General features: G+C 64.8%; 18 protein-coding genes. 8 read left to right on the forward strand and 10 right to left on the reverse strand.

The window, feature by feature from the left end; genetic code table 11:
* Window positions 1–495: 495 nt before the first annotated feature.
* On the forward strand, window positions 496–2,571 hold the full coding sequence (locus IE116_RS18875) for a DUF1800 domain-containing protein (protein WP_229828547.1): 2,076 nt from the start codon (window positions 496–498) through the stop codon (window positions 2,569–2,571).
* An 8-nt stretch (window positions 2,572–2,579) separates the two neighbouring features.
* On the forward strand, window positions 2,580–3,965 hold the full coding sequence (locus tag IE116_RS18880) for a DUF1501 domain-containing protein (protein WP_189614824.1): 1,386 nt from the start codon (window positions 2,580–2,582) through the stop codon (window positions 3,963–3,965).
* A gap of 40 nt (window positions 3,966–4,005) precedes the next feature.
* Here the strand turns inward: IE116_RS18880 and IE116_RS18885 are convergent, their stop codons facing one another.
* Entirely contained in the window at window positions 4,006–4,728 is a 723-nt protein-coding gene (locus tag IE116_RS18885; protein WP_189614825.1) for a GntR family transcriptional regulator, read from the reverse strand.
* Between the two features lie 142 nt (window positions 4,729–4,870).
* Here IE116_RS18885 and IE116_RS18890 point away from each other — a divergent pair, with 142 nt between their 5' ends.
* The 4 genes from IE116_RS18890 to IE116_RS18905 all read left to right on the forward strand — a co-directional run bounded on the left by IE116_RS18890 (window position 4,871) and on the right by IE116_RS18905 (window position 9,154).
* The gene (locus IE116_RS18890; protein WP_189614826.1) at window positions 4,871–6,214 is read left to right on the forward strand and encodes a class-II fumarase/aspartase family protein; all 1,344 of its coding nucleotides are present in this window, start codon (window positions 4,871–4,873) and stop codon (window positions 6,212–6,214) included.
* A 41-nt stretch (window positions 6,215–6,255) separates the two neighbouring features.
* On the forward strand, window positions 6,256–7,230 hold the full coding sequence (locus IE116_RS18895; protein WP_189614827.1) for a Bug family tripartite tricarboxylate transporter substrate binding protein: 975 nt from the start codon (window positions 6,256–6,258) through the stop codon (window positions 7,228–7,230).
* A gap of 1 nt (window position 7,231) precedes the next feature.
* Window positions 7,232–8,767, forward strand: a complete 1,536-nt coding sequence (locus IE116_RS18900; RefSeq protein ID WP_189614828.1) for a fumarate hydratase — start codon at window positions 7,232–7,234, stop codon at window positions 8,765–8,767.
* Between the two features lie 189 nt (window positions 8,768–8,956).
* Window positions 8,957–9,154: a hypothetical protein gene (locus tag IE116_RS18905; protein WP_189614829.1), complete on the forward strand. Its 198-nt coding sequence runs from the start codon at window positions 8,957–8,959 to the stop codon at window positions 9,152–9,154.
* Between the two features lie 27 nt (window positions 9,155–9,181).
* Here IE116_RS18905 and IE116_RS18910 read toward each other — a convergent pair whose 3' ends face one another.
* Window positions 9,182–9,790, reverse strand: a complete 609-nt coding sequence (locus IE116_RS18910) for a TetR/AcrR family transcriptional regulator (RefSeq protein ID WP_189614830.1) — start codon at window positions 9,788–9,790, stop codon at window positions 9,182–9,184.
* Window positions 9,791–9,919: 129 nt separating this feature from the next.
* Here IE116_RS18910 and IE116_RS18915 point away from each other — a divergent pair, with 129 nt between their 5' ends.
* Complete coding sequence (locus IE116_RS18915) at window positions 9,920–11,134, forward strand: multidrug effflux MFS transporter (RefSeq protein ID WP_189614831.1); 1,215 nt, start codon at window positions 9,920–9,922, stop codon at window positions 11,132–11,134.
* A 115-nt stretch (window positions 11,135–11,249) separates the two neighbouring features.
* Here IE116_RS18915 and IE116_RS18920 read toward each other — a convergent pair whose 3' ends face one another.
* The 6 genes from IE116_RS18920 to IE116_RS18945 form a co-directional block, all read right to left on the reverse strand.
* Window positions 11,250–12,236 (reverse strand): SRPBCC family protein, encoded by a 987-nt coding sequence (locus IE116_RS18920; RefSeq protein WP_189614832.1) that lies wholly within the window; start codon window positions 12,234–12,236, stop codon window positions 11,250–11,252.
* Window positions 12,237–12,245: 9 nt separating this feature from the next.
* Window positions 12,246–14,594 carry a xanthine dehydrogenase family protein molybdopterin-binding subunit gene (locus IE116_RS18925; RefSeq protein ID WP_189614833.1) on the reverse strand — a complete coding sequence of 783 codons (2,349 nt, stop codon included), beginning with the start codon at window positions 14,592–14,594 and terminating at the stop codon, window positions 12,246–12,248.
* A complete protein-coding gene (locus IE116_RS18930) occupies window positions 14,578–15,096 on the reverse strand; it encodes a (2Fe-2S)-binding protein (RefSeq protein WP_189614834.1) in 519 nt (172 codons plus the stop codon). Before IE116_RS18930 ends, IE116_RS18925 begins: the two co-directional genes overlap by 17 nt.
* 3 nt (window positions 15,097–15,099) lie before the next feature.
* Window positions 15,100–15,960, reverse strand: a complete 861-nt coding sequence (locus tag IE116_RS18935) for an FAD binding domain-containing protein (RefSeq protein ID WP_189614835.1) — start codon at window positions 15,958–15,960, stop codon at window positions 15,100–15,102.
* A gap of 16 nt (window positions 15,961–15,976) precedes the next feature.
* Window positions 15,977–16,969, reverse strand: a complete 993-nt coding sequence (locus IE116_RS18940; protein ID WP_179588890.1) for an ABC transporter substrate-binding protein — start codon at window positions 16,967–16,969, stop codon at window positions 15,977–15,979.
* A gap of 62 nt (window positions 16,970–17,031) precedes the next feature.
* Window positions 17,032–18,018: a tripartite tricarboxylate transporter substrate binding protein gene (locus tag IE116_RS18945; RefSeq protein WP_189614836.1), complete on the reverse strand. Its 987-nt coding sequence runs from the start codon at window positions 18,016–18,018 to the stop codon at window positions 17,032–17,034.
* A 489-nt stretch (window positions 18,019–18,507) separates the two neighbouring features.
* On the opposite strand from IE116_RS18945, the gene IE116_RS18950 reads away from it, so the two are divergent.
* A complete protein-coding gene (locus IE116_RS18950) occupies window positions 18,508–19,035 on the forward strand; it encodes a MarR family winged helix-turn-helix transcriptional regulator (protein WP_189614837.1) in 528 nt (175 codons plus the stop codon).
* A 61-nt stretch (window positions 19,036–19,096) separates the two neighbouring features.
* Here IE116_RS18950 and IE116_RS18955 read toward each other — a convergent pair whose 3' ends face one another.
* Both IE116_RS18955 and IE116_RS18960 read right to left on the reverse strand, forming a co-directional pair.
* Entirely contained in the window at window positions 19,097–19,621 is a 525-nt protein-coding gene (locus IE116_RS18955; protein ID WP_189614838.1) for an aromatic-ring-hydroxylating dioxygenase subunit beta, read from the reverse strand.
* Between the two features lie 5 nt (window positions 19,622–19,626).
* Entirely contained in the window at window positions 19,627–20,916 is a 1,290-nt protein-coding gene (locus IE116_RS18960; RefSeq protein WP_189614839.1) for an aromatic ring-hydroxylating dioxygenase subunit alpha, read from the reverse strand.
* Window positions 20,917–20,918 lie beyond the last annotated feature (2 nt).

Consider the following 20,918-nt stretch of genomic DNA (forward strand, 5'->3'; position numbering starts at 1 on the left):
GCGGCATCGGCTGAATGACGACAGGCGATGGATGCCCGCACTGTGGTGTTTGAAGCGACAACGACCGGACAAGTGTGCCGGTTTTTTTTCGTCCAACACCGGGACGGGAGTCAACCTTTTGTAAGGCTATATCTGTCAGCGGATGTGTCAACGAGCAGCATGCAAAGGTCGGGTTGTATTCCTTACTTGTCTGGGGGTGAACTTTTGCCAGTATTGGCGTGGTGGCTCAACGGTAAGCAGTATAGGTCCTGAAGGATGTAGGCTGGCTTCTTACCGTTCGTGGGGGTCACATAGGTAAAACCCCGCTGTATCAAGGTTTTCGGGAAGTGTGTTCATTTTTGAGACAGACGTGATTAGAACCGGGAAAGTAGTCCTTTTCAAACGATGTACGCGGCCGCCGTCGTTCACTATTTGTAAGGATTACCACGTAAATATAGATTCTACATAGTCTGGTCGCCTCCTTGCGACCGGCCCTTTGCACCGGCGGAACTCCCTTTGAGCAACCATCCCAGCCTTGACGACCCGATCGCGTCCGACGTGACGATCGATGACGCCGTGACCGGCGTCGCCATGCCTGAACCGGTAGACGCAGCCGCGTCGCCGGCGTCCAACGGACTGCTCAATACGGTGCGGTCGTCCCTGTTCGCCTGGCCGTCGGCCCTGGCGGCGACCGTGCTCGCTGCCTGTGGTGGCGGGGAAGGGGGCGCCGAAGTCGGATCCGCGGTGGCTACACCGACGCCAACGCCAACACCGACGCCGACGCCAACACCGACGCCGACGCCAACGCCAACGCCGACGCCGACACCGACGCCGACGCCAACACCGACGCCAACGCCGACGCCAACGCCGACGCCAACGCCAACGCCGACGCCAACGCCAACGCCAACGCCAACGCCAACGCCAACGCCGCAGCCAACGCCCACGCCCACGCCGACGCCGCAACCTACGCCGACGCCGCAGCCCACGCCACAGCCGACGCCGCAGCCCACGCCTCAGCCCACTCCTGAACCGACGCCCCAGCCGCAGCCCACCATCGCGCCGACGGCGGCTGAAGCCGCGCGCTTCCTGCACCAGGCGCAGTTTTCGGCGTCCGACGCCGAGATCTCCGCGGTGCAGACGGCGGGCTACAAGGCCTGGCTGGACCAGCAGTTCAACGCGCCATCGGCCATCAGCGGCTGGGACTGGCTCATCAGCCGTGGCCTGAACGGCAGCAACCAGAACGGCAACTTCTTCCCGATCAACTACATGGCCTGGCACCAGCTCATCATGAGCGGTGACGCCGTGCGCAAGCGTGTCGCGCTCGCGCTGTCCGAAATCTTCGTGGTGGCCGCCGAAAACGTGCAGGGCGCCGAACGGCCGCTGTTCCTGCTGGCCGCGTATTGGGACATGTTGTCCAGCAACGCCTTCGGCACGTACCGCCAGTTGCTCGAAGCGGTCACGCTGAACCCGGCCATGGGCTACTTCCTGAACACGCGGGGGAACCAGAAAGCCAATCCGTCGACCGGCCGCGCGCCTGACGAGAACTTCGGCCGCGAAGTCATGCAGCTGTTTTCGATCGGCCTGCATGAACTGAACCAGGACGGTTCGCTCAAGACTGACGGCAATGGTCAACCGATCGAGACCTACAACCAGTCCACGGTCACCGCCATGGCCAGCGTCTTCACGGGCTGGGACTACGACTACACGCAAGGCCATACGCAAGAAAACCCGGTGCAGGTGCGCCTGCCCATGAAGCTCAACGCCGCACTGCATTCGACGACGACTGCCAGCTTCCTGGGCACCACCGTGGCGGCCGGCACCGACGGCGCCACCGCGCTCAAGGTCGCGCTCGATACGCTGGCCAACCACCCGAACGTCGCGCCGTTCATCGGCCGCCAGCTCATCCAGCGTCTGGTCACCAGCAACCCCAGCCCGGCATATATCGGTCGCGTCTCGGCGGTCTGGAACAACAACGGTTCAGGCGTGCGGGGCGACATGAAGGCAGTGATCCGCGCGATCCTGCTGGATGACGAAGCCCGCAGCGGCAGCATGGCCGCCGGCCCGACCTGGGGCAAGCTGCGCGAACCCATGGTGCGTTTCATCCAGTGGGCGCGGACCTTCAATGCCAGCTCGCCGTCGGGCGAATGGACGCTGGGCGACCTGAACAGCAGCTCGTGGGCGCTTGGCCAGAGCCCGTTCTACTCGTCCTCGGTCTTCAACTTCTTCCGTCCGGGCTACGTGCCGCCCGACACCGCGCTCGCGGCAACCGGCCAGGTCGCACCCGAATTCCAGATCACCAATGAATCCACCGTGGCCAGCTACATCAACTTCATGGCCGACACGGTCAGGAAGGGCTTCGTGCAACTGGTGCCCAACTACAGCAAGGAATTGAGCATCGCGGCCGACGCCGCCGCCCTGGTGGACCGCGTCAACTTGTTGATGTCGGGCCGGCAGCTCAGCACGGCCACCCTCAACACCATCGTGACCGCTGTGTCGTCGATCTCGGCCGGTTCGGCCGACGGTCTGAAGAACCGGGTCTATGCCGCCATCCTGTTGGTGATGGCTTCCCCGCAATACATCGTCCAGAAATAGGCCCCGCCATGACTCCTCTTCATTCTTCGGGCCAGCTCGCCCGCCGCGCCTTCCTGCGCCGCGCGGGTCAACTTGGGTTGGCCGGCGTGGCCACCCCGTGGGCGCTCAACCTTGCCGCCATTGGCGAGGCGGCCGCCTTCACGGCGTCGGACTACAAGGCGCTGGTCTGCGTCTTCTTGTACGGCGGCAACGACCATGGCAACACCGTGATCCCCGTCGACGCGGCCAACTACGCCAAGTACGCAACGATTCGCGGCGGCATCGGCCTGCCGCAGGCCAGCCTGGCGGCCACCACGCTCGACCCGTCGGTGGCCTTGCCCAACGGCATGAAGATGGCCCTTGCGCCGCAAATGACCGGCCTCAAGCAACTGTTCGACAGCGGCCGCATGGCCGTGCAATTGAACGTCGGGCCGCTGCGTGTGCCGACCACCCTGGCGCAGTACCAGGCGCGCTCGGTGCCCTTGCCACCCAAGCTGTTCTCGCACAACGACCAGCAATCCATCTGGCAGTCGTCGCAGACCGAAGGCGCAACGCGCGGCTGGGGCGGACGCATGGGCGACCTGGCCATGGCCAACAACGGCAGCTCGGTCTTCACCTGCATTTCGGTCTCGGGCAACGCCGTGTACCTGTCGGGCGACTCGGCCCTGCAATACCAGGTCAGCCCGTCGGGTCCCGTGTCGATGTGGCCCACTAAAAGCGGCCTGTATGGTTCGAACGCCTGCAGCGCAGCGCTCAAGTCGCTCATCACCGGATCGAGCACGCACACCCTGGAAAACGAATACGCCCGCGTCACCAGCCGTTCCATCGCGGCCGAAGCGCAGGTCAGCGCCGCATTGGCCGGCATCCCGACGTCCACCACGGCCTATCCCGCCGACAACCCCCTGGCCGCGCAATTGCAGATGGTCGCCAAGCTGATCTCGGCTCGCAGTTCGCTGGGCACCAAGCGCCAGGTGTTCATGGTGTCGATGGGGGGCTTTGACCTGCATGACGGCCTGCCTTATCAGCACCCGGCCTTGCTGGCCAAGGTGTCCGAAGCCATGACCGCCTTCTATGCCAATACGGTTGAACTTGGCATTGCGAACAGCGTGACCGCTTTTACCGCATCCGACTTCGGCCGCACGCTCGTGTCGAACGGCGATGGCTCGGACCACGGCTGGGGTTCGCACCACTTTGTGGTGGGCGGCGCGGTCAAGGGCAAGCAGTTCTACGGCACGGCGCCATCCGTCTCGGTCAACGGGCCGGACGATGTCGGTCAGGGTCGCCTGCTGCCCACCACGTCGGTCGACCAGTTTGCGGCCACGATGGCGCGCTGGTTCGGCGTGTCCGACAGTGAACTGAGCCTGGTGGTGCCCGGGATCGGCAACTTTAGCTCGCGCACGATGGGCTTCCTGTAAGGCTTGGCGAGGGCTGCACAGACCCTGCACGAGCCCCGCTTCAGTGCTCGCGGATCAAGGTCATCGAGAACTGATAGCGTCCGGCCGGGTGGTACGAGATCGATGCGACGATCACCGTGCCACCCTGGTCGCAGTAATGCCGGGTGATCAGCAATCCCGGTGAATCGGGCGCCACATTGAGCGCCTTGGCAATCCGCGCCGGAATTGCGCAGGCTGCAATCGTCTGCTCCACCTTTGCAATCCGCCGCCCATAGTGGGCCTCGATCAACTGCGACACCAGCTGATCGGGCTGCGCCAGCACCAGTTTCCTGATGTCGCGGTAATGCGCATCCACGTACAGGTCCGTCCACACCATCGGATCCTGGTCGGCTTCGCCGCGGGTCGAACTGATCTGCAGCCATCGGGTGCCCGGGCCGCATCGCAGCACCGACGCCAGCTCGGTATCCATGACCATGTCCTGCACCTTGCGAACATGGCGCGGTGTACGTTCCGCCAACTGCACCAGATCTTCCAGCGACGACAGCGACTGGCTGTAGCCCGCCGCCCGGTCCGCCGCCAGCACCACGGTTCCGCTTCCACGGCGGCGTGCAATCAATCCGACATCCTGCAATTGCCGTAGCGCTGCGCGCACGGTGTGCCGGCTTGCCCCGAACTCTTCAGCCAGATCGTTTTCGCTGGGCAACGCCGCGCCGACCGCATAAGTCTGGTCGGCAATGCGCTGCGCGATGCGCTCTGAAATCTGGCTGTACAGGGTGATCGACATCGGAAAAACCTCGGAAACGCACTGGCGCCATTCTATCCGTTGGCTGTCAGCGCACTGGTATTTCCCCTGAGGCGCATCGATTGACGCCGAGGTATGGACTGCATAAGATGTACGTACAACTTCAATAGAGCGTACAAAAGCCATGCCCGTATCCGTCCTCGAATCCGCCATGTTCAAAGATATGTTCGGCACGCCCGCCATGCGCGCCGTGTTCGACGACGCCGCCACCATCCGGCGGTATGTCGAGACCGAAGTGGCGCTGGCGCGGGTCCAGGGACGCCTTGGCATCATCCCCGCGGCCGCTGCACAGGCGATTGAAGCGCGCGCCGATGCCGGCGGCATCGACCCCGTGCGTCTGGCGCACGACACCGAAATCGTCGGCTATCCCATCCTGCCGCTGGTGCACCAGCTGTCGGCGCAGTGCGGACCGGAAGGCGAATACCTCCATTGGGGCGCGACCACGCAAGACATCATGGACACGGCCACCGTCCTGCAGGTCCGCGAGGCGCTCGCCCTGATCGAGACGGATCTGGCGGAACTCGACGGCATCCTGGACGCCATGGCGCTGCGCTATCGCGACGCGGCCATGGCGGGTCGCACGCACCTGCAACACGCGTTGCCGATCACCTTCGGCTACAAGGCAGCCGTCTGGTTGCTGATGATCCGGCGGCATCGCCAGCGCCTTGAGCAGCTGCGCCCGCGTGTGCTGATCGGACAGTTCGGTGGCGCGGCGGGCACGCTGGCGTCCCTCGGCCATGACGGCCTGGGCGTGCAGGCCGCACTCATGGAAGACCTGGGGCTGGAAAGTGCGCCCATCACATGGCATGTGGCGCGTGACGGCCTTGCCGAAGCCGTGCAGTTCCTTGCGCTGGTCGCCGCGTCGCTCGGCAAGATCGCGCTCGACGTCATGCTGATGATGACGAACGAACTGGGTGAAGCCTTCGAGCCCTTCGTGAAAGGCCGTGGCGCCTCGAGCACCATGCCGCAAAAGCGCAATCCCATCTCGTGCGAACTGATGTGGAGCGCGTCCAAGACGGTGCGCCAGCACGCCGGCCTGGCCCTGGACGCGGTGCTGCAGGACTTCGAACGCGCCACCGGCCCCTGGCATATCGAATGGTCCGCCATTCCCGAAGCGTTCGTGCTGACCGCAGGTTCCTTGAACCAAGCCCGCTTCATGCTTGCCGGGCTCGAAGTCGACACCGGCCGCATGCGCCGCAACCTCGACCTGTCGGGCGGCTTGATCGTTGCCGAAGCCGTCATGATGGGACTCGCGCCCCACATCGGCCGGCAAACCGCGCACGACGTCGTGTACGACGCGTGCCGGATCGCGGCCTCGTCGGGACGCAAGCTCGCCGACGTGCTGACCGAGGACGCCATCGTCTCGGCCCGGCTGGATCGGGCCGCCATCGAATCCCTGTGTGAACCGGCCAACTACCTCGGCAGCGCGCCCGAGATGGTCGATCGCATGCGCGCCACACGGTACTGAGCCGCCAGACGCTCACCCCAACCATCCCTGAGGAGACAACAATGAAGCATTGGTTCGCCGCACTCGCCCTTTGTGGCGCCTTCATCCCGCCTGTCCAGGCCGCGGATGCGTATCCGTCGCGCCCCATGACGTGGATCGTCCCGTTCGCCCCCGGCGGCCCCACGGATGCCATGGCCCGCAACATTGCGAGCCAGGTCGGTCAGCAACTCAAACAGACGATCGTGATCGAGAATGCCCCGGGGGCCGGGGGCACCATCGGCGCGGCCAAGGCCGCCCGCGCGGCGCCCGACGGCTACACCCTGCTGGTCGGACATGTCGGCTACATGGCCGCCGCGCCCGCCATGTACGCAAAGCTGCCGTACGATCCGGCAAAGGACTTCCAGGCGGTCTTCCGCTTCCCGGATACGCCGTTGGTGCTGATGTCGTCGAGCGCGTCACCGCACAAGACGCTGCCCGAGCTGATCGCGTACGCAAAGAAGCACCCGGGCAAGATCAACTTCAGCAATGCAGGTGTCGGGTCGACGTCCCATCTGGTCGCCGCCCTGTTTGCCAGCAAAGCCGGCATCGACATTACGTCGGTGTCGTACAAGGGCGCCGGGCCGGCGCTGAATGACCTGATGGGTGGGCAGGTGGACGCCATGTTCGACCAGACCAATACCGCGTTGCCGCAGACCCGTGGCGACAAGGTGCGTGCCCTGGGGTTGACGTCGGCCAAACGCATGGACCAGTTCCCTGGCGTGCCGACCATGGGGGAGTCCGCATTGCCGGGGTTTGACGTGTCCACCTGGTATGGGCTTTACGCGCCGAAAGGCACGCCTGCGGCCGTTGTGCAGACGCTGTACGCGGCGTACGAAAAAGCGATGCAGGACACCCGGTTCACCGACAAGATGGTCGAGCAAGGCATCGTCATCCTGCCAGCCGACCAGACCACGCCCGCCGCGTTCCAGCGCTACACCGCCGACGAGATCGTCAAATGGTCGGGCGTGATCAAGCAGGCAGGCATCCGGCTCGATTGACATGAGTGATACCCCATCGCACGCCTACCCATTGCGCAGCATTCCCGCCGCCGACGTCGTCGACAGCCTGGCGGCTGCCCTGCAGCGCATCAGTTATGCCCACCCGGCCGACTTCGTGAGCGCGCTCAAGGATGCGTATGCCGCGGAAACAGAAACGGCGCCACGGGCGGCGCTGCTTCAGTTGCTGGTCAATGCCAAGCTGAGCGCCCGCGCGCTGCGGCCGGTGTGCCAGGACACCGGGGTGGTCCATGTCTTTTTCAGGGTGGGCATGGACGTGCGGATTCAGGGTGACGACGGCACGCCCACCCCCACGCTTCAGACGCTTGCCAACGAGGCGGTCGCCCGCGCCTACACCTGTACGAGCAATCCGCTGCGGGCGTCCATGATTCGCGACCCGTTGGGGGATCGCACCAATACCCGTGACAACACGCCGGCCATCGTGCAGATCGAGATGGTGGAAGGGAACAGCCTGCACATCACCGTCGCGGCCAAGGGGGGCGGCGGGGACGTCAAGGCGCGGTTCACCATGCTCAATCCCAACGAGTCCGTCGCGGATTGGGTCGTTGATCAATTGCCCGGCATGGGTGCCGGCTGGTGTCCGCCCGGGGTCCTTGGCATCGGCGTCGGCGGCAGTCCGGAGCAGGCCATGCTGCTTGCCAAACAGGCCTTGTTTACGCCGATCGACATGCACTGCCTGCGTCAGCGCGGAGCACACAATGCGACCGAGCGGCTGCGGCTGGAACTGTTCGAACGCATCAACGCGCTGGGGATCGGCGTGCAAGGGTTGGGTGGCGGGCACACGGTGCTTGACGTCAAGATCCGGCATGCGCCGTCGCATGCCGCGCTGCTGCCCGTGGCCCTGGTGCCCAACTGCGCCGCCACCCGCTTCATGTCGTTCGAACTCGATGGCGCCGGGCCCGCGGCATTCCCGCCCCCGGATCCTGCCCTGTTCGATGGCATTCCCGATGCCTATCCCGTCACGGGGGCGCTTCCGATCGATCTGGACATCGTCAGCAGATCCGATGTCGCGCAGTGGCGGGTAGGCCAGCAACTGCTGTTGTCGGGCACGCTCTACACCGCCCGCGATGCGGCCCACAAGCGGCTGGCAGGCATGCTTGAACGAGGCGAAGCCTTGCCCGTGGACCTGCAAGGCCGTGCCATCTATTACGTTGGACCCGTGGATCCGGTGGCGGGGGAAGCCGTCGGCCCGGCAGGGCCAACCACGGCCACCCGCATGGATGCGTTCATGCCGATGTTGCTCGAGCGGACAGGCCTGTTGCTGACCATCGGGAAAGCCGAGCGCGGGCCGGTGGCCGTCGAGGCGATTCGCCAAGCGGGCTCGGCCTATCTGATGGCGGTTGGCGGCGCGGCCTATCTGGTGTCCAAGGCGATCCGGTCGGCGCGGGTCGTCGCCTTCGCCGACCTGGGAATGGAAGCGATCTATGAATTCAAGGTGGAGAACATGCCCGTGACCGTGGCGGTCGATGCACGTGGCCGGTCCATCCACGACTTCACGCTCCGGGTGATATCGGGTTAAGGAAAGGGGCCCTCATGGTTATCCCTTGGCCAGCGCCATTTCTAACCAAACCGTAACCCCTGAGCAGGCTCAAGATTGAGCAACAGCGGGGCTGACACGCCCATTCCGCCTTTCCATACGGTAAGGTGCATTCCGGCTTTTGCGGACCGCGCGCTCCTAGACTGGAAGCTCACTAGTCAAGGAGTTGCCATGGTTACGCTACTCATCGTTGTGGGTCTCATCGGCGGCACGTGCGCCCTCATTTACGGCATGGTCATGATCGCCATGATGCTCGGCAAAAAGTCCAAACGCGCCGACGCGCAACAGGTCCTGACGCCGTCATCGGTCAAGCCGGCGTCCGACCTGTCGCCATCGTCCATCAAGCGTGCGCAGTCGACCCCGACCTGATCGCCATGCGGTCGTCCCGCCTGCTTCTCAGTCGGCTGCCCCCGGTGGACGGCTGAGAAGCGGCCAGACCATGGCCACGCAGAGCGCGATGTTGCGCCGCCGGGTGCGCCGGTCGGGCAGTTTGCCGGGTTCGACAAGCGCGCGCAGTTGCAGTCCCCCCAACGCGGCGCCCACGATGATGGGCAGCAGCGGCTGGATCGTCCTGGCATTCCATGCCGGAAAGACGCGGGTGAGTGCGTCGCGCAGATAGCCTTCGCCGCGGTCGAGTGCGGCGGTGAAGAACTGCTGGCTCAGTTCCGGGGCGTGCAGCGTCTCGCAGATCGCCAGGCGGGTCATCGCGACCTGCCGCGGCATCAAAATGAAATCGACCAGTCCGCTCAGCACATCCGTCAATGCGGCGCGTGTGTCCGCCACCGCCTGCCCGCCTTCGTAGGCCAGGATGGGAAAGGCCTCGTTGTCGGCGATCAGGGACGAGAACAGCGTGGCCTTGTCGGCGAACACGGCATACAGCGTTTTCTTCGACATGCCGCAGGCCTTGGCGATGTCGTCCATGCTCGTGTCGCCATACCCCTTGGCGGTGAACAGGGCTTCGGCAGCGTCGAGGATGCGGCGCCGTCTGTCGGATGCAGACAACACAGGGGGCCGTCCGGGCCCCTTTTTTTCGGCCATGTCGGGGTCATGCAGCATGGGATGGGTCGGCAGCCTTGATTAAGGAAACTCAATGGTTCCATAATACGGGCTTCCCCCTCTTTTGACTACACACCCATGGACAAACGCGCATTGCGCATCGCCATCATCCTGGGCGCGCTCAGCGCGCTCGGGCCGCTGGCCATCGATATGTATCTGCCGGCGCTGCCGATGATGGTCAGCGATCTGGCCACCAACGACGGCGCGGTGCAGCGCAGCCTGATGTCGTTCTTTATCGGATTGACGCTTGGTCAACTGGTCTATGGGCCCGTGTCGGACAAGGTCGGCCGCAAGCCGGTGATCTATGTCGGGCTGGCGCTGTTCACGCTCGGGTCGATCGGCTGCGCGATGGCAACGTCCATCGAACAGCTGACCCTGCTGCGACTGGTGCAGGGACTGGGCGGATCGATCGGCATGGTGATCGGCATGGCCGTGGTGCGCGACCTGTACACCGGTGCGCTGGCGGGCCGGCTCATGGCGCTGATGATCATGGTGCTGGGCATCGCGCCGATTCTTGCGCCGCTGTTCGGCAGCGTGGTGCTGTCGGTGACGACGTGGCACGTCATCTTCATCGTGCTGGCGATCTACGGCGTGGTGGCGATCGCCGTCGTGGCCCGTTACCTGCCCGAAAGCCGCATGCCGGAACTGCGCGCGGTCAGCCACCCGTCGGCTGCGTTCAAGCATTACGCCGGCTTGCTGGTCAGCAGCAAGTTCATTCCCTATGTGCTGGCCCTGGCCCTGGCGCAGGCCGGCTTCTTCGCCTACCTGTCGGCGTCATCGTTCGTGTTCATTTCCTTGCACAGTCTGTCGCCGATGACGTACAGCATCATCTTCGGCGTCAATGCCGTGGGCCTGATTGCGGGCGCGCAATTGAATGCACGCTATGTGCGCAAGCATGGCGCGGCGAACGTGGTGCGCTGCGCGACGGTTGCCTATGCGATCGCCGCGGTCGTGCTGGCCCTGGCTGACCAGGCGGGCTACGCCAGCCTGCCGCTGCTGTGCGTGCTGCTGTTCGTGGTCATTACCAGCATGGGCTTTCTGCTGCCGCCCAGCACCATGCTGGCGATGGAAGCCCATGGCGCGATTGCCGGCACGGCGGCGGCGTTGATGGGCGCCTTCCAGTTCGGTCTGGGCGCGGTCGGCAGCGCGGTCGTCGCGGCATTGGCCGACGGCACGGCCGCGCCGATGCTGGGTGTGATTGCAGGCTGCGGCGTGGCCGCGGCGCTGGTGGCGAACCTGGCGTTTCCTAAGCGGACCGCGCCGGCCGGTGCGGGGGCCGCGGCGCACCATTGAACGGCGCGGTCTGAACGGGTCGCGATTCAAAAAGAAAGCGCGCGGAAAAGATGTCTTCCGCGCGCTTTTTTTGCGCTGCTGATGCCGGGGCGCACGGCGGCGCCCCGCAGTCCGGTCAGCGTTTACCGATCCCGAACATCCCCAAAAACGAACGCCACATGGCTTTCAGGCCGATCGCCAGCATGTTGATTTCCTGGACCGGCTCGTCGTCGGTCACCGCAGTCTGACGATAGACCGGTGCCGGGGCGGGCGTCGCCGCAGCCGGCGCAGGCGCGGCGGGTGCACCTGCTGTGCTGTGGGTACTGGCTGGCGCGACAGGCGACGCCGCGCCATCCGCGGCGGCCGCCATGGCGGCCATCGATGCCGGGGCGTGCACGCCGGCTGATGCCGGTGCCGCCGCCGTTGCGGCCGCCACGCCCGCAGCGGGCGCGGCGTGCGGCGAAGCCGTTGCCGTGTCGGGCGAGATTGTCGAGGTGCCGGTGGGGACGCTTGCTGCACCTGGCAGCACGCTCGAGGGAGCACCCGCAGCAGCGGCATGCGTACTTGCAGCACCAACGGCACCGGCCGCAACCCCCGCACCAGCCACTGGCGAGCCGGCAGATGCTGCGCCAGGCGCCGCCGCAGCCGCCGTTCCCGCCGCCGCGCCTTCCGGCTGCGCAAACGACTTCGCCAGGTTCTTCTCGAACTGCTTCAGGATCTGCGCCGCGACTTCCGAGATCATGCCGCTGCCGCGGCCGTACTGCGCCACCGATCCGGACAACGCCAGATTGGTCGTGACCAGCACATCGGTGCCGGCACCCGCCTCGGTCAGCGCGAAGCTGAATTCCGACTGCGCGCCGCCGCGGCCTTTCGGGTCGACGCCCGACCCTTTCAACCACGCAATGTGCGCGGTGTCGTCCTGCTTCACCAGCTCGACCAGGCCGTTGAAGGTCAGCGAGACCGGGCCCAGCTTGACGCTGACCGAGCCTTTGTACTTGCCCGGCCCGACGACTTCCGTCAGCTTGGCGCCCGGCAGGCAGGGCATGATGCGCGGCACGTCCAGCAGCAGCGACCAGGCTTGGTCGATCGGCAGCGGCACGTGAAATTTATTGGTGAATTCCATGCGGTTTTCCTAGCGGAGATGAGCGTCGTGGCCGGTCGCGTTGATCAGTTCGAGCAGGCGCACGGGACCCAGCGGGGATTCGGCGATCCGCACGCCAATGTCCTTCAAGGCGTGTTCCACCGCACCGATGATGGCCGATGCGACCGGAATCGTGGCGGTCTCGCCAATGCCCTTGACGCCCAGCGGGTTCAGCGGCGACGGGAAGTTGCAGAACACGACGTCGATGTGTGGCAATTCGGGCGCGGTCGGCAACAGGTATTCGGCAAACGTGGTCGACACGGGCTGCGCGCTTTCGTCGTAGGCCATGAATTCGAACAGCGCATTGCCGATGCCGTGCACCACGCCGCCGTGCACCTGGCCTTCGGCCATTTGCGGGTTGATCAGGTTGCCGCTGTCTTGCACGGCCACATACCGCGTCAGGGTGATCGCACCGGTCATCGGGTCGACCTCGACTTCGCAGCCATGCGATGCGCCAGCGTAGGTCTGGTCATCGCAATGGAAGTGCGACGTGGCCTCCAGGCCCGGGTCCGATGCGTAGGGCAACGAGTAACCGGGCGCGCCTTTCATGGCGAGGGCGATCTGCGCCAGCGACAGGCTTTTCCCTTCGGCGCCAGTCACGTAGCCGTCCTGCACCGACATCGCGGACTCGGGCTGTTTCAGCATGGCGGCCGCCACCGCACGCGCCTTGGCCACGACGTCGATCGACGCCTGATGCACGGCTGAGCCGGCCATGATGGTCTGCCGGCTGGCAAAGCCGCCCATGCCATAGCCCACGAAGGACGTGTCACCGGCAATCACGTCGATCGCGTCGATCGACACGCCGAAGTGGCCCGCGCAGATCTGGGCAAGCGTCGTCTTCAGGCCCTGGCCCATGGCCAGCGCGCCCGTATGGACGGTGATCTTGCCCGAGGGCAGCACGCGTACCTTGGCGGTCTCGAACGGACCGCGGCCGGTGGGCTTGACGCTGTTCGCAATGCCGATGCCCAGGTAGACGCCGCGCGCCCGGGCGGCGTCCTGGCGCGCCGTGAAGCCGGCGTAGTCAATGCGTTCCAGCAGCGCCGTCTGCAGGGCAGGAAAGTTGCCACTGTCAACGACCAGGGGCAGGCCGGCGCGCGACTTGAGCGGCTTGGTGTACGGAATCTTTTCGGGAGGAATCAGGTTGCGCTGACGCAGGTCGGCACGGTCCACGCCCAGCACCAGGGCCGCCTGATCCAGCAGCCGTTCCATCACGAAGTTGGCTTGCGGATAGCCCGCGCCACGAATGGTTGCGACCGGCACCTTGTTGGTATGCGCAACCTGGACGTCGAGCATGAAGTTCGGCACCACGTACGGGCCCGTCAGGGAGGACGCCGCGTTGTACGCAACGTTGGTGCCCTGCGGCGTGTACGCGCCGTGGTCGTGGATCATGCTGCCGCGCAGGCCGACGATCTTGCCGGCGGCATCGATCGCCATTTCGGCGTGCCAGTACTGGTCGCGTTCCTGGATGGCGCTGGTGAAGTGTTCGCGGCGGTCTTCCACCCATTTGACCGGGCGGCGCAGCTTGCGCGCCACGGCCGGGATCGCGACTTCTTCGGGGTAGATCATGAACTTGGCGCCAAAGCCGCCGCCCACGTCGGGCGTGATCACCCGCAGCTTGTCTTCGGGCTGGCCCAGCATCTGCGCAATCGCTGCATGCAGTTCATGCGCGAGCTGTGTCGACGACCACACCATCAGTGTGTCGGACGACAGGTCGGGCACGGCCAGCACGCCGCGGCCTTCCATCGAATGCGCGCAGCCGCGATGGACCCAGAAGTCGTCCGCAACAATGGTGTGCCCGGCGGTGAATACCGAATGGCAATCGCCATACGCCAGCTGGTATTGCTGCAGCACGTTCGATTCGATCTCGGTGCGTACGGTCGGCGATCCGGGTTCGACCGCGGCGCGGCAATCCGACACCGCCGGCAGGATGTCGTACTCGACCATCACCATCTGCGCGGCATCTTCGGCCAGGTAGCGCGACTCGGCCACCACCACGGCCAGTGCCTCGCCCACGAAGGCGACTTCGTCGGGCGCCAGCACGAAGGGCGTGGTGTTCTTGGGCATCGTGGGCGACGGAAATCCCAGCGGCATGCGCAGGGTGGTCACATCGCCGCGCAGATCGGCCGCCGAATAGATGCCGACCACGCCGGGCAGCTCCGCCGCCATCGACGTATCGATCGACAGGATGCGCGCGTGCGCATGCGGACTGCGCACGAAGCAGGCGTGCAGGGGCGCCATCACGGGTACGTCGTCGACGAAGCGCGCCGTGCCGCGCAGCAGCGCCTGGTCTTCCATGCGCCCGACGCTGACGCCGGCGCCGTGTTTAACCCGCGTGTCCATGATCGGGCCTCGCTTTGAGCATATGGGCCGCGCGCAAGGTCGCGGCAACGATGTTCTGATAGCCGGTGCAGCGGCACAGGTGGCCCGATAGCACGTCGCGCACCGTGGCTTCCGACGGATCGGGATCCTCGGCCAGCAGTTCGGCCACCGACATCAGGATGCCCGGGGTGCAGTAGCCGCACTGCAGGCCGTGCAGGTCGTGGAAGGCCTGCTGGATCGGGTGGAGCGGATCGGCCGGGTTGGCCAGGCCTTCCACAGTGGATATTTCATGGCCGTTGCCCTGCACCGCAAGCATCAGGCAGCTGCGTGCCGAGCGGCCGTCGACCAGCACCGTACAGGCGCCGCAGACGCCGTGCTCGCAGCCGACATGGGTGCCCGTCAGGCCAAGCTCGCCGCGCAGGCAGTCGGCCAGGTGCATGCGCACGTCGACCTCGCACTGGTGGTCGGCGCCGTTGACCTTGAGCATGATGGTGCGCTTTTGCGCGGGATCGAATTCTTCCATGGCTTACCTTGCGATGCGTGAAAGCGCAGTATCCAGGGCGCGGCGCGTCAGGACGCGCGCAAGCCGCTGGCGATACCACGCCGGTACATAGGAATCGCTGCTGGCGTCGATCAGGGCACAGGCGGCGGCCGCGGCATCGAAGGCCGCGTTGCCGTGCGAGCCGGTCAGCAGCGCTTCGGCATCCGTCATGCGGACCGGGCCCGAGCCCACGCCGCCCAGCGTGATCGATGCGCGCGCAATGCTGCCGTCGGCGCCCGGCGCCAGCAGGACAGCCACCGACACGATCGCGAAGTCACCATGGCGACGCGCGTATTCCAGGAACGACCAGCCATGGCCCGCGGGCCAGGGCGTGAACGCGATGTCGGTCAGCAATTCATCGGGTTCCATGGACGGCGTCATGTAGCCGGCCGGGAAATCCGTCATGGCAATCTGGCGTGTGCCACCCTGGTTGGCGACCGTAATCACCGCATCCATCGCCATGGCGATGGATGGGATCTCGGCCGCCGGATCGAGCTGGCACAGGCTGCCGCCGACCGTGCCACGGTTGCGGGTCTGGCGATGCCCGACCTGCAGAATGGCTTCGGCCAGCAGCGGCAGGCGGTCCTTGACCACCTGCGAAAATTCCACGTCCCGCTGGCGCGTGAGCGCGCCGATGCGGACCGCGGACCCGTCGTCACGGATATAGCCCAGTTCCTGCAGCCCGTTGATGTCGACCAGATGGTCGGGAAACGCAAAACGCATGTTCAGCATCGCCATCAGGGACTGGCCGCCGGCGAGCACGCGAACGTTCTCGTGGGCGGCCAGCAGCCGCAATGCTTCATCGACGCTGGAGGGGGAGTGGTAGCCTACGACGGGAGGTTTCACTGCAGCCTGCCTTGTATCAGATCTTCGACAGGTCGAGCGCTGCCGGGTGGAACAGTTCTTCGGGCTTGACCAGGCGCTTCGACAGGCCTTGATCGTAGTGATAGCGCGCGAACGTCTCGATGGTGTGGCGGTTGTTCTCCATGCCGAACGGCCAGTAGTCATCGCCCATCAGCGCCTTGGCTTCGTTCAGGTGATGCACCATCCAGGGCAGGGTGACGGCCAGGTGGCAGATCTCGTTGAGCTCGTGGATCGCCATTTCCTTCGACTTGATGAAGGCCTTGTAGACGCTCACGGGCAGCCACGGATGCTGTTCGACCAGCGACTTGCGGATGCCGACCATGTGCATGATCGGAAAGATGCGGGTGCGGCGGAAGTAGTCCTTTTCGGCTTCGATGTAGTCGCCAAACAGGCGGCCCACATTGGGGGCGCCGCGCAGGAAACACGACGGCGCGCGCGCGCCGATGTAGCCATCGATCTCGCCGTCTTCCAGCATCTGCGACAGGGTCTTGTCGTCGGGGATCTGGGTCAGGTCGATGTCGTCGTCCAGCACGATGGGCGAGCGCTCGCCGCGGCCGGGTTCTTCGATCCCGCCACGCACCCACTTCACGTCACGCGGCTCCAGGCCGTATTCGTCTTTCAGGATGCCGCGGATCCACACGTTGGCCGTGATCTGGTATTCGGGCACGCCGATGGTCTTGCCCTTCAGGTCCTGCGGCGTGTTGATGCCGCGGTCGGTCCGCACATAGATGCCCGACTGGCGGAACACGCGCGATATGAACGCCGGGATGCCGATGTACTCGTTGTCGCCGCGAGCCGTCGTCATCATGTGACTGCTCATGGAAATTTCGGTGACGTCGAATTCCTGGTAGCGGAACGCGCGGTGAAAGGCTTCTTCGGGTTCGATGGCCGCGGTGACGACCTCGCACCCTTCAATCTGCGCGCGGCCATCCAGAATGGCGCGGGTCCGGTCATAGTCGCCACACGAGAGGCTGATCTGCAATTTCTTCATCTGATTGTCTCAAACGATGTTGAACAAAAACCGGCGCATCCGCGCCGGTGGCCACGCAACCCTTAATCTACCTTGAGGCCGATCTGCTGCGTCAATTTGGTAAAGCGATCGATGTCGTCGGACACGATCTTGCTGAATTCCGCAGGCGTGCTGGTCGTTGGCGCGTACACCAGGCCCAGCAGCTTTTCATTGATGTCCGGACGCGCCACGATCCTGGCCACGTCGGCATTGATCTTGTCGACGATGGCCTTGGGCGTCTTGGACGGGGCCAGCAGGCCATGCCACTGGTCGAGTTCATAGCCGGCCATGTTGTTCTCGGCCACGGTCGGCACTTCGGGCAGGAACGGCGAGCGGGCCTTGGACGTCACGGCCAGCGCGCGCAGCTTGCCGGCCTTCACGTACGGCATGGCCGACGACGCCGTCACGATCGCCACGGGCACCTGCTTGCCGAGCACGTCGGTCAGGGCCGGGCCGCAGCCGCGGTAAGGAATGTGCTGCATGCCCACCTTGCCCTGCACGTTCAACATTTCGCCCGCCAGGTGCTGGGGGGTGCCGTTGCCGCAGGACCCGAACGACAGGCCGGCCGCGCCGGGTTTGGCGGCGGCCATCATCTCGGGCAGGGTCTTGTAAGCCGATTCGGCCGACACGACAAAGACCGACGGCACGAAGGCCACGTTCACGGCAGGGGAAAAGTCGGCCTTGGGGTCGAAGGGCAGGTTGCGGAAGACGCCCGGGTTGACCGCGAACGAGCTGTTCACCATCAACAGGGTGTAGCCATCGGCCGCGCTTTCGGCCACGGCGCGCGCGCCGATGTTGCCGCTGGCGCCTGTGCGGTTGTCGACAATCACGGTCTGTCCCCAGACCTTCTGGAGTTCGCCGCCGATCAGGCGGGCAAGCAGGTCGGTACCTCCGCCCGGGGGAAAGGTCACGATGATCGTGACGGGCTTGGTCGGGAAGGTCGCAGCCTCGGCCGCCACGGCGGTGGCCGAGGACAGACAGCTGACGGCCAGCACGGAGGCGCATACTGAAACACGTTTCCAGAACGACATGGAAGACTCCTGCAGAAGGTTCAGGGTAGGGAGTGAGGGTGGGGGTGACGCCATCGGGCTTCGACTCCTTTCAAGCAAGCGCTATGCCACTTTGAAAAAATCGCGCCCTCATCGCCTGGGCGCTTCCCGCAGTTCGTCAGTATGCTGAGGCATATTATCAGTGTACTGACGGTATGAAAATTTTTTTCGGATCGGATCGGGGTTAATCCTGATCCTCAACAGGCAAGGCGCGGGCGGCCCGGATGCACCAAAAGCGGCCTGGCATTGCGGCATCTTGGGGCGCGGCGGCGGCCCGTTTTAGTGCAGATGAGCAGTATGCTGATGATTTCCTGGAGCCGGCCGGCAGGGGCCGCGATCCGCCAGCGAAAGGACGTATGCCGCACATTCCGGCGCGGCACCGCGCATCAAGGAAAATCGGCCGTATCCGGCCTGTTTGCGGGGGTGTCGCCGGTTATAATCGTCAGCATACTAATAACCCCGGGCACTCTCATGTCGTCGAGCACCAGCCGACCCGCAGTCAAGAAAAAATCCAGCAAGCCCGCGGCGGCCTCCGTCGTCGATCCTGCCAAGGAACTGCTGTGGGCGCGGCCCGGCTTCCTCGTGCGCCGGCTGCACCAGATCCACGTGGCCATGTTCTTCGAAGAATGCAAGTCGTCGAACACCACGCCCGTGCAATACGCCATTCTGTCGGCGCTGGCCGTCATGCCCGGCCTGGACCAGACTGCGCTGGGCCAGGAAGTGGGTCTTGACCGCACCACCACCGCCGACGTCGTGCGGCGCCTTGAAGAACGCGGTCTGCTTGAACGCCGCGAGAACGAGGCCGACCGCCGCACCCGCCACGTGTTCCTGACCCGTGAAGGCAAGAGCGCCGTTAACGCCATGCACGCCGACATGGTCCGCGCCCAGGAACGCATGCTCAGCCCGCTGACCGACGCGCAGCAGAAGACCTTCATGAAGCTGGTGTCGCAACTGGTGGAAGCCAACAACCAGTACAGCCGCGCCGCGCTGCGCAGCTGAAAAAAAGCCGCGGGGTGCATCGCGCCCCCACGGCTTGTTCCTTCCATCCCAGCAGATCAGGTCAGACCGGGTACACCAGGTCGTTCGCAATGATCGTGCTGTCGTAGATCACCTGCCGGTCCTTCAACAGCAGGCGATCGCCTTCCACCACGAACACGTCGTGATAGGTGCCCGCCATGTGCACCGTGGTCGGCCCTTCCACCAGTGTCTGCATCAACAGAAAGTTGGCTTGCGCCTTGATCGCGCCGTCGGCTTCTTCGGCGGTCACGCGCGTGTTGGTCACCAGATGCAGCATGTAGCGGGGCGCGAACATCTGCGTGCGGTTGATCGCCACCGCGCGATCCTGCAGCATGCCCTTGCCTTCGCAATACACCAGGCCCACGGGCAGGCTGAGCTCGGCATTTTCACGCGCCGTCACCCGGTAGATGCCCTTTTCGGTAAAGAACTCGGGCCAGTCTTCCAGCGATCCCGAATCCAGGGTCGCGCAGTAGTCGGCATGGAAGGTCTCGACGCGCTGGCGCAGTTCCAGTGCGCGGGCGGGCGCCAGCGTCGAGGCGTGGAACAGAGAGGTCGTAGTGAAGGTCATAACGGTCAGAATCCCATGACGCCGCGATAGTATTGGTACATGGCACGGATGGCCGCTTCCGAGATCAGCGTCTCGCTCGTGCCCACGTGGCCCGACTCCAGCTTCAGCACATTGACGTCGGTGCTGGTGCGGCGCACGCCTTCCTGCACGAACTTCATCGCTTCGTTGTCTTCCAGTCCCAGGAAGCCGGCCGGACCCATCAGGTTGCCCTGGCGCAGGCGGTGCTGCGTCATTTCTTCGGTGTCGTCTTCGTAGCCGAACATGGTCCACATCATCAGCATGCTGTCCGGACCGTTCGGGACGATGTGACGTACGCCCAGCGTGTTCATCTCGCGCTGCACGACCAGGTTCGGCCAGATCGTCTGCATCGTGACCGACCAGCGCGAATCCGTTTCCTTGATGTATTCCAGGAAGCGATCGTCCTGCAGGCGCATGCCTTCATGGTACGAGCGCATTTCCTTCTTGTTCTCGCTGCTGACCTCGGCGTACTTGTCTTCCTTCTTGGCCGACGCCATGGTGCCGTGGCGGCCGTTGACCGGATCGGCGATCATGGCCGAATCGTTGCCCGCCACCAGCAGGCCGAACACCACCAGGAACGAGTGCAGCAGGGTCGCGTGGTACGGATCCTTCAGGTTCTCGTGATACATCTTCCAGTTGCAGGGCAGCTCGTTCTTGTAATACCCCAGGATCTTGAGCTTCTTGCCGTTGAACACATGATCGAAGTCCTTCAGGATTTCGGGCGTCAGGTATTCCGGAATCGGTTCGACGTCGGCGTGATAGGACGCGAACACGACACCGTTGTAGGTGGTCGTGTGCAGCTTGAGCAGGCCGTGGTCTTCGTTCTTGAAGTCCTTGGGCATGCCGCCGATCCGGTTCACGCCGCGCTTGAAGGGCACGCCCTGCAGGTTGCCCTTCAGGTCATACGACCATTGGTGATAGGGGCACACGAACTCTTTGGCGTTGCCCTGGCTGTTGCGACAGAACTCGGCGCCGCGGTGCGCGCAGCGATTCTCGAACACGTTGACCGACCCGTCTTCGGCGCGCGACAAGACGACCGGCGTCGCGCCAACGTACGAGCGCTTGTAGTCGCCGGCGTTCGGCACTTCGGCTTCCAGGCCGACAAAGTTCCAGACCTTGCCTTTGAAGATCTTCTGCAATTCCTGGTCGTACACGGCATTGCTGGTGTAGATCCAGTCCGGGATTTCGTGCAGCGCGTCTTCGGGCCAGGCATAGGAGGAGAGCTCCGCATCCTTGTGGCCGAGCGTCCGGTTGATGACTGCGTGGGCGTTATACATGG

The sequence above is a fragment of the Pigmentiphaga litoralis genome, assembly GCF_014651835.1.
GTDB classification, from domain to species: domain Bacteria; phylum Pseudomonadota; class Gammaproteobacteria; order Burkholderiales; family Burkholderiaceae_B; genus Pigmentiphaga; species Pigmentiphaga litoralis.

Excerpts from the sequence above, each read along its gene's own strand:
- IE116_RS18940 (WP_179588890.1), bottom strand. The coding sequence starts at position 16,969 with ATGAAGAAATTGCAGATCAGCCTCTCGTGTGGCGACTATGACCGGACC.
- IE116_RS18890 (WP_189614826.1), top strand. The coding sequence starts at position 4,871 with ATGCCCGTATCCGTCCTCGAATCCGCCATGTTCAAAGATATGTTCGGC.
- IE116_RS18930 (WP_189614834.1), bottom strand. The coding sequence starts at position 15,096 with ATGGAAGAATTCGATCCCGCGCAAAAGCGCACCATCATGCTCAAGGTC.
- IE116_RS18945 (WP_189614836.1), bottom strand. The coding sequence starts at position 18,018 with ATGTCGTTCTGGAAACGTGTTTCAGTATGCGCCTCCGTGCTGGCCGTC.
- IE116_RS18900 (WP_189614828.1), top strand. The coding sequence starts at position 7,232 with ATGAGTGATACCCCATCGCACGCCTACCCATTGCGCAGCATTCCCGCC.
- IE116_RS18915 (WP_189614831.1), top strand. The coding sequence starts at position 9,920 with ATGGACAAACGCGCATTGCGCATCGCCATCATCCTGGGCGCGCTCAGC.
- IE116_RS18885 (WP_189614825.1), bottom strand. The coding sequence starts at position 4,728 with ATGTCGATCACCCTGTACAGCCAGATTTCAGAGCGCATCGCGCAGCGC.
- IE116_RS18905 (WP_189614829.1), top strand. The coding sequence starts at position 8,957 with ATGGTTACGCTACTCATCGTTGTGGGTCTCATCGGCGGCACGTGCGCC.
- IE116_RS18880 (WP_189614824.1), top strand. The coding sequence starts at position 2,580 with ATGACTCCTCTTCATTCTTCGGGCCAGCTCGCCCGCCGCGCCTTCCTG.
- IE116_RS18955 (WP_189614838.1), bottom strand. The coding sequence starts at position 19,621 with ATGACCTTCACTACGACCTCTCTGTTCCACGCCTCGACGCTGGCGCCC.
- IE116_RS18895 (WP_189614827.1), top strand. The coding sequence starts at position 6,256 with ATGAAGCATTGGTTCGCCGCACTCGCCCTTTGTGGCGCCTTCATCCCG.
- IE116_RS18920 (WP_189614832.1), bottom strand. The coding sequence starts at position 12,236 with ATGGAATTCACCAATAAATTTCACGTGCCGCTGCCGATCGACCAAGCC.
- IE116_RS18925 (WP_189614833.1), bottom strand. The coding sequence starts at position 14,594 with ATGGACACGCGGGTTAAACACGGCGCCGGCGTCAGCGTCGGGCGCATG.
- IE116_RS18950 (WP_189614837.1), top strand. The coding sequence starts at position 18,508 with ATGTCGTCGAGCACCAGCCGACCCGCAGTCAAGAAAAAATCCAGCAAG.
- IE116_RS18960 (WP_189614839.1), bottom strand. The coding sequence starts at position 20,916 with ATGTATAACGCCCACGCAGTCATCAACCGGACGCTCGGCCACAAGGAT.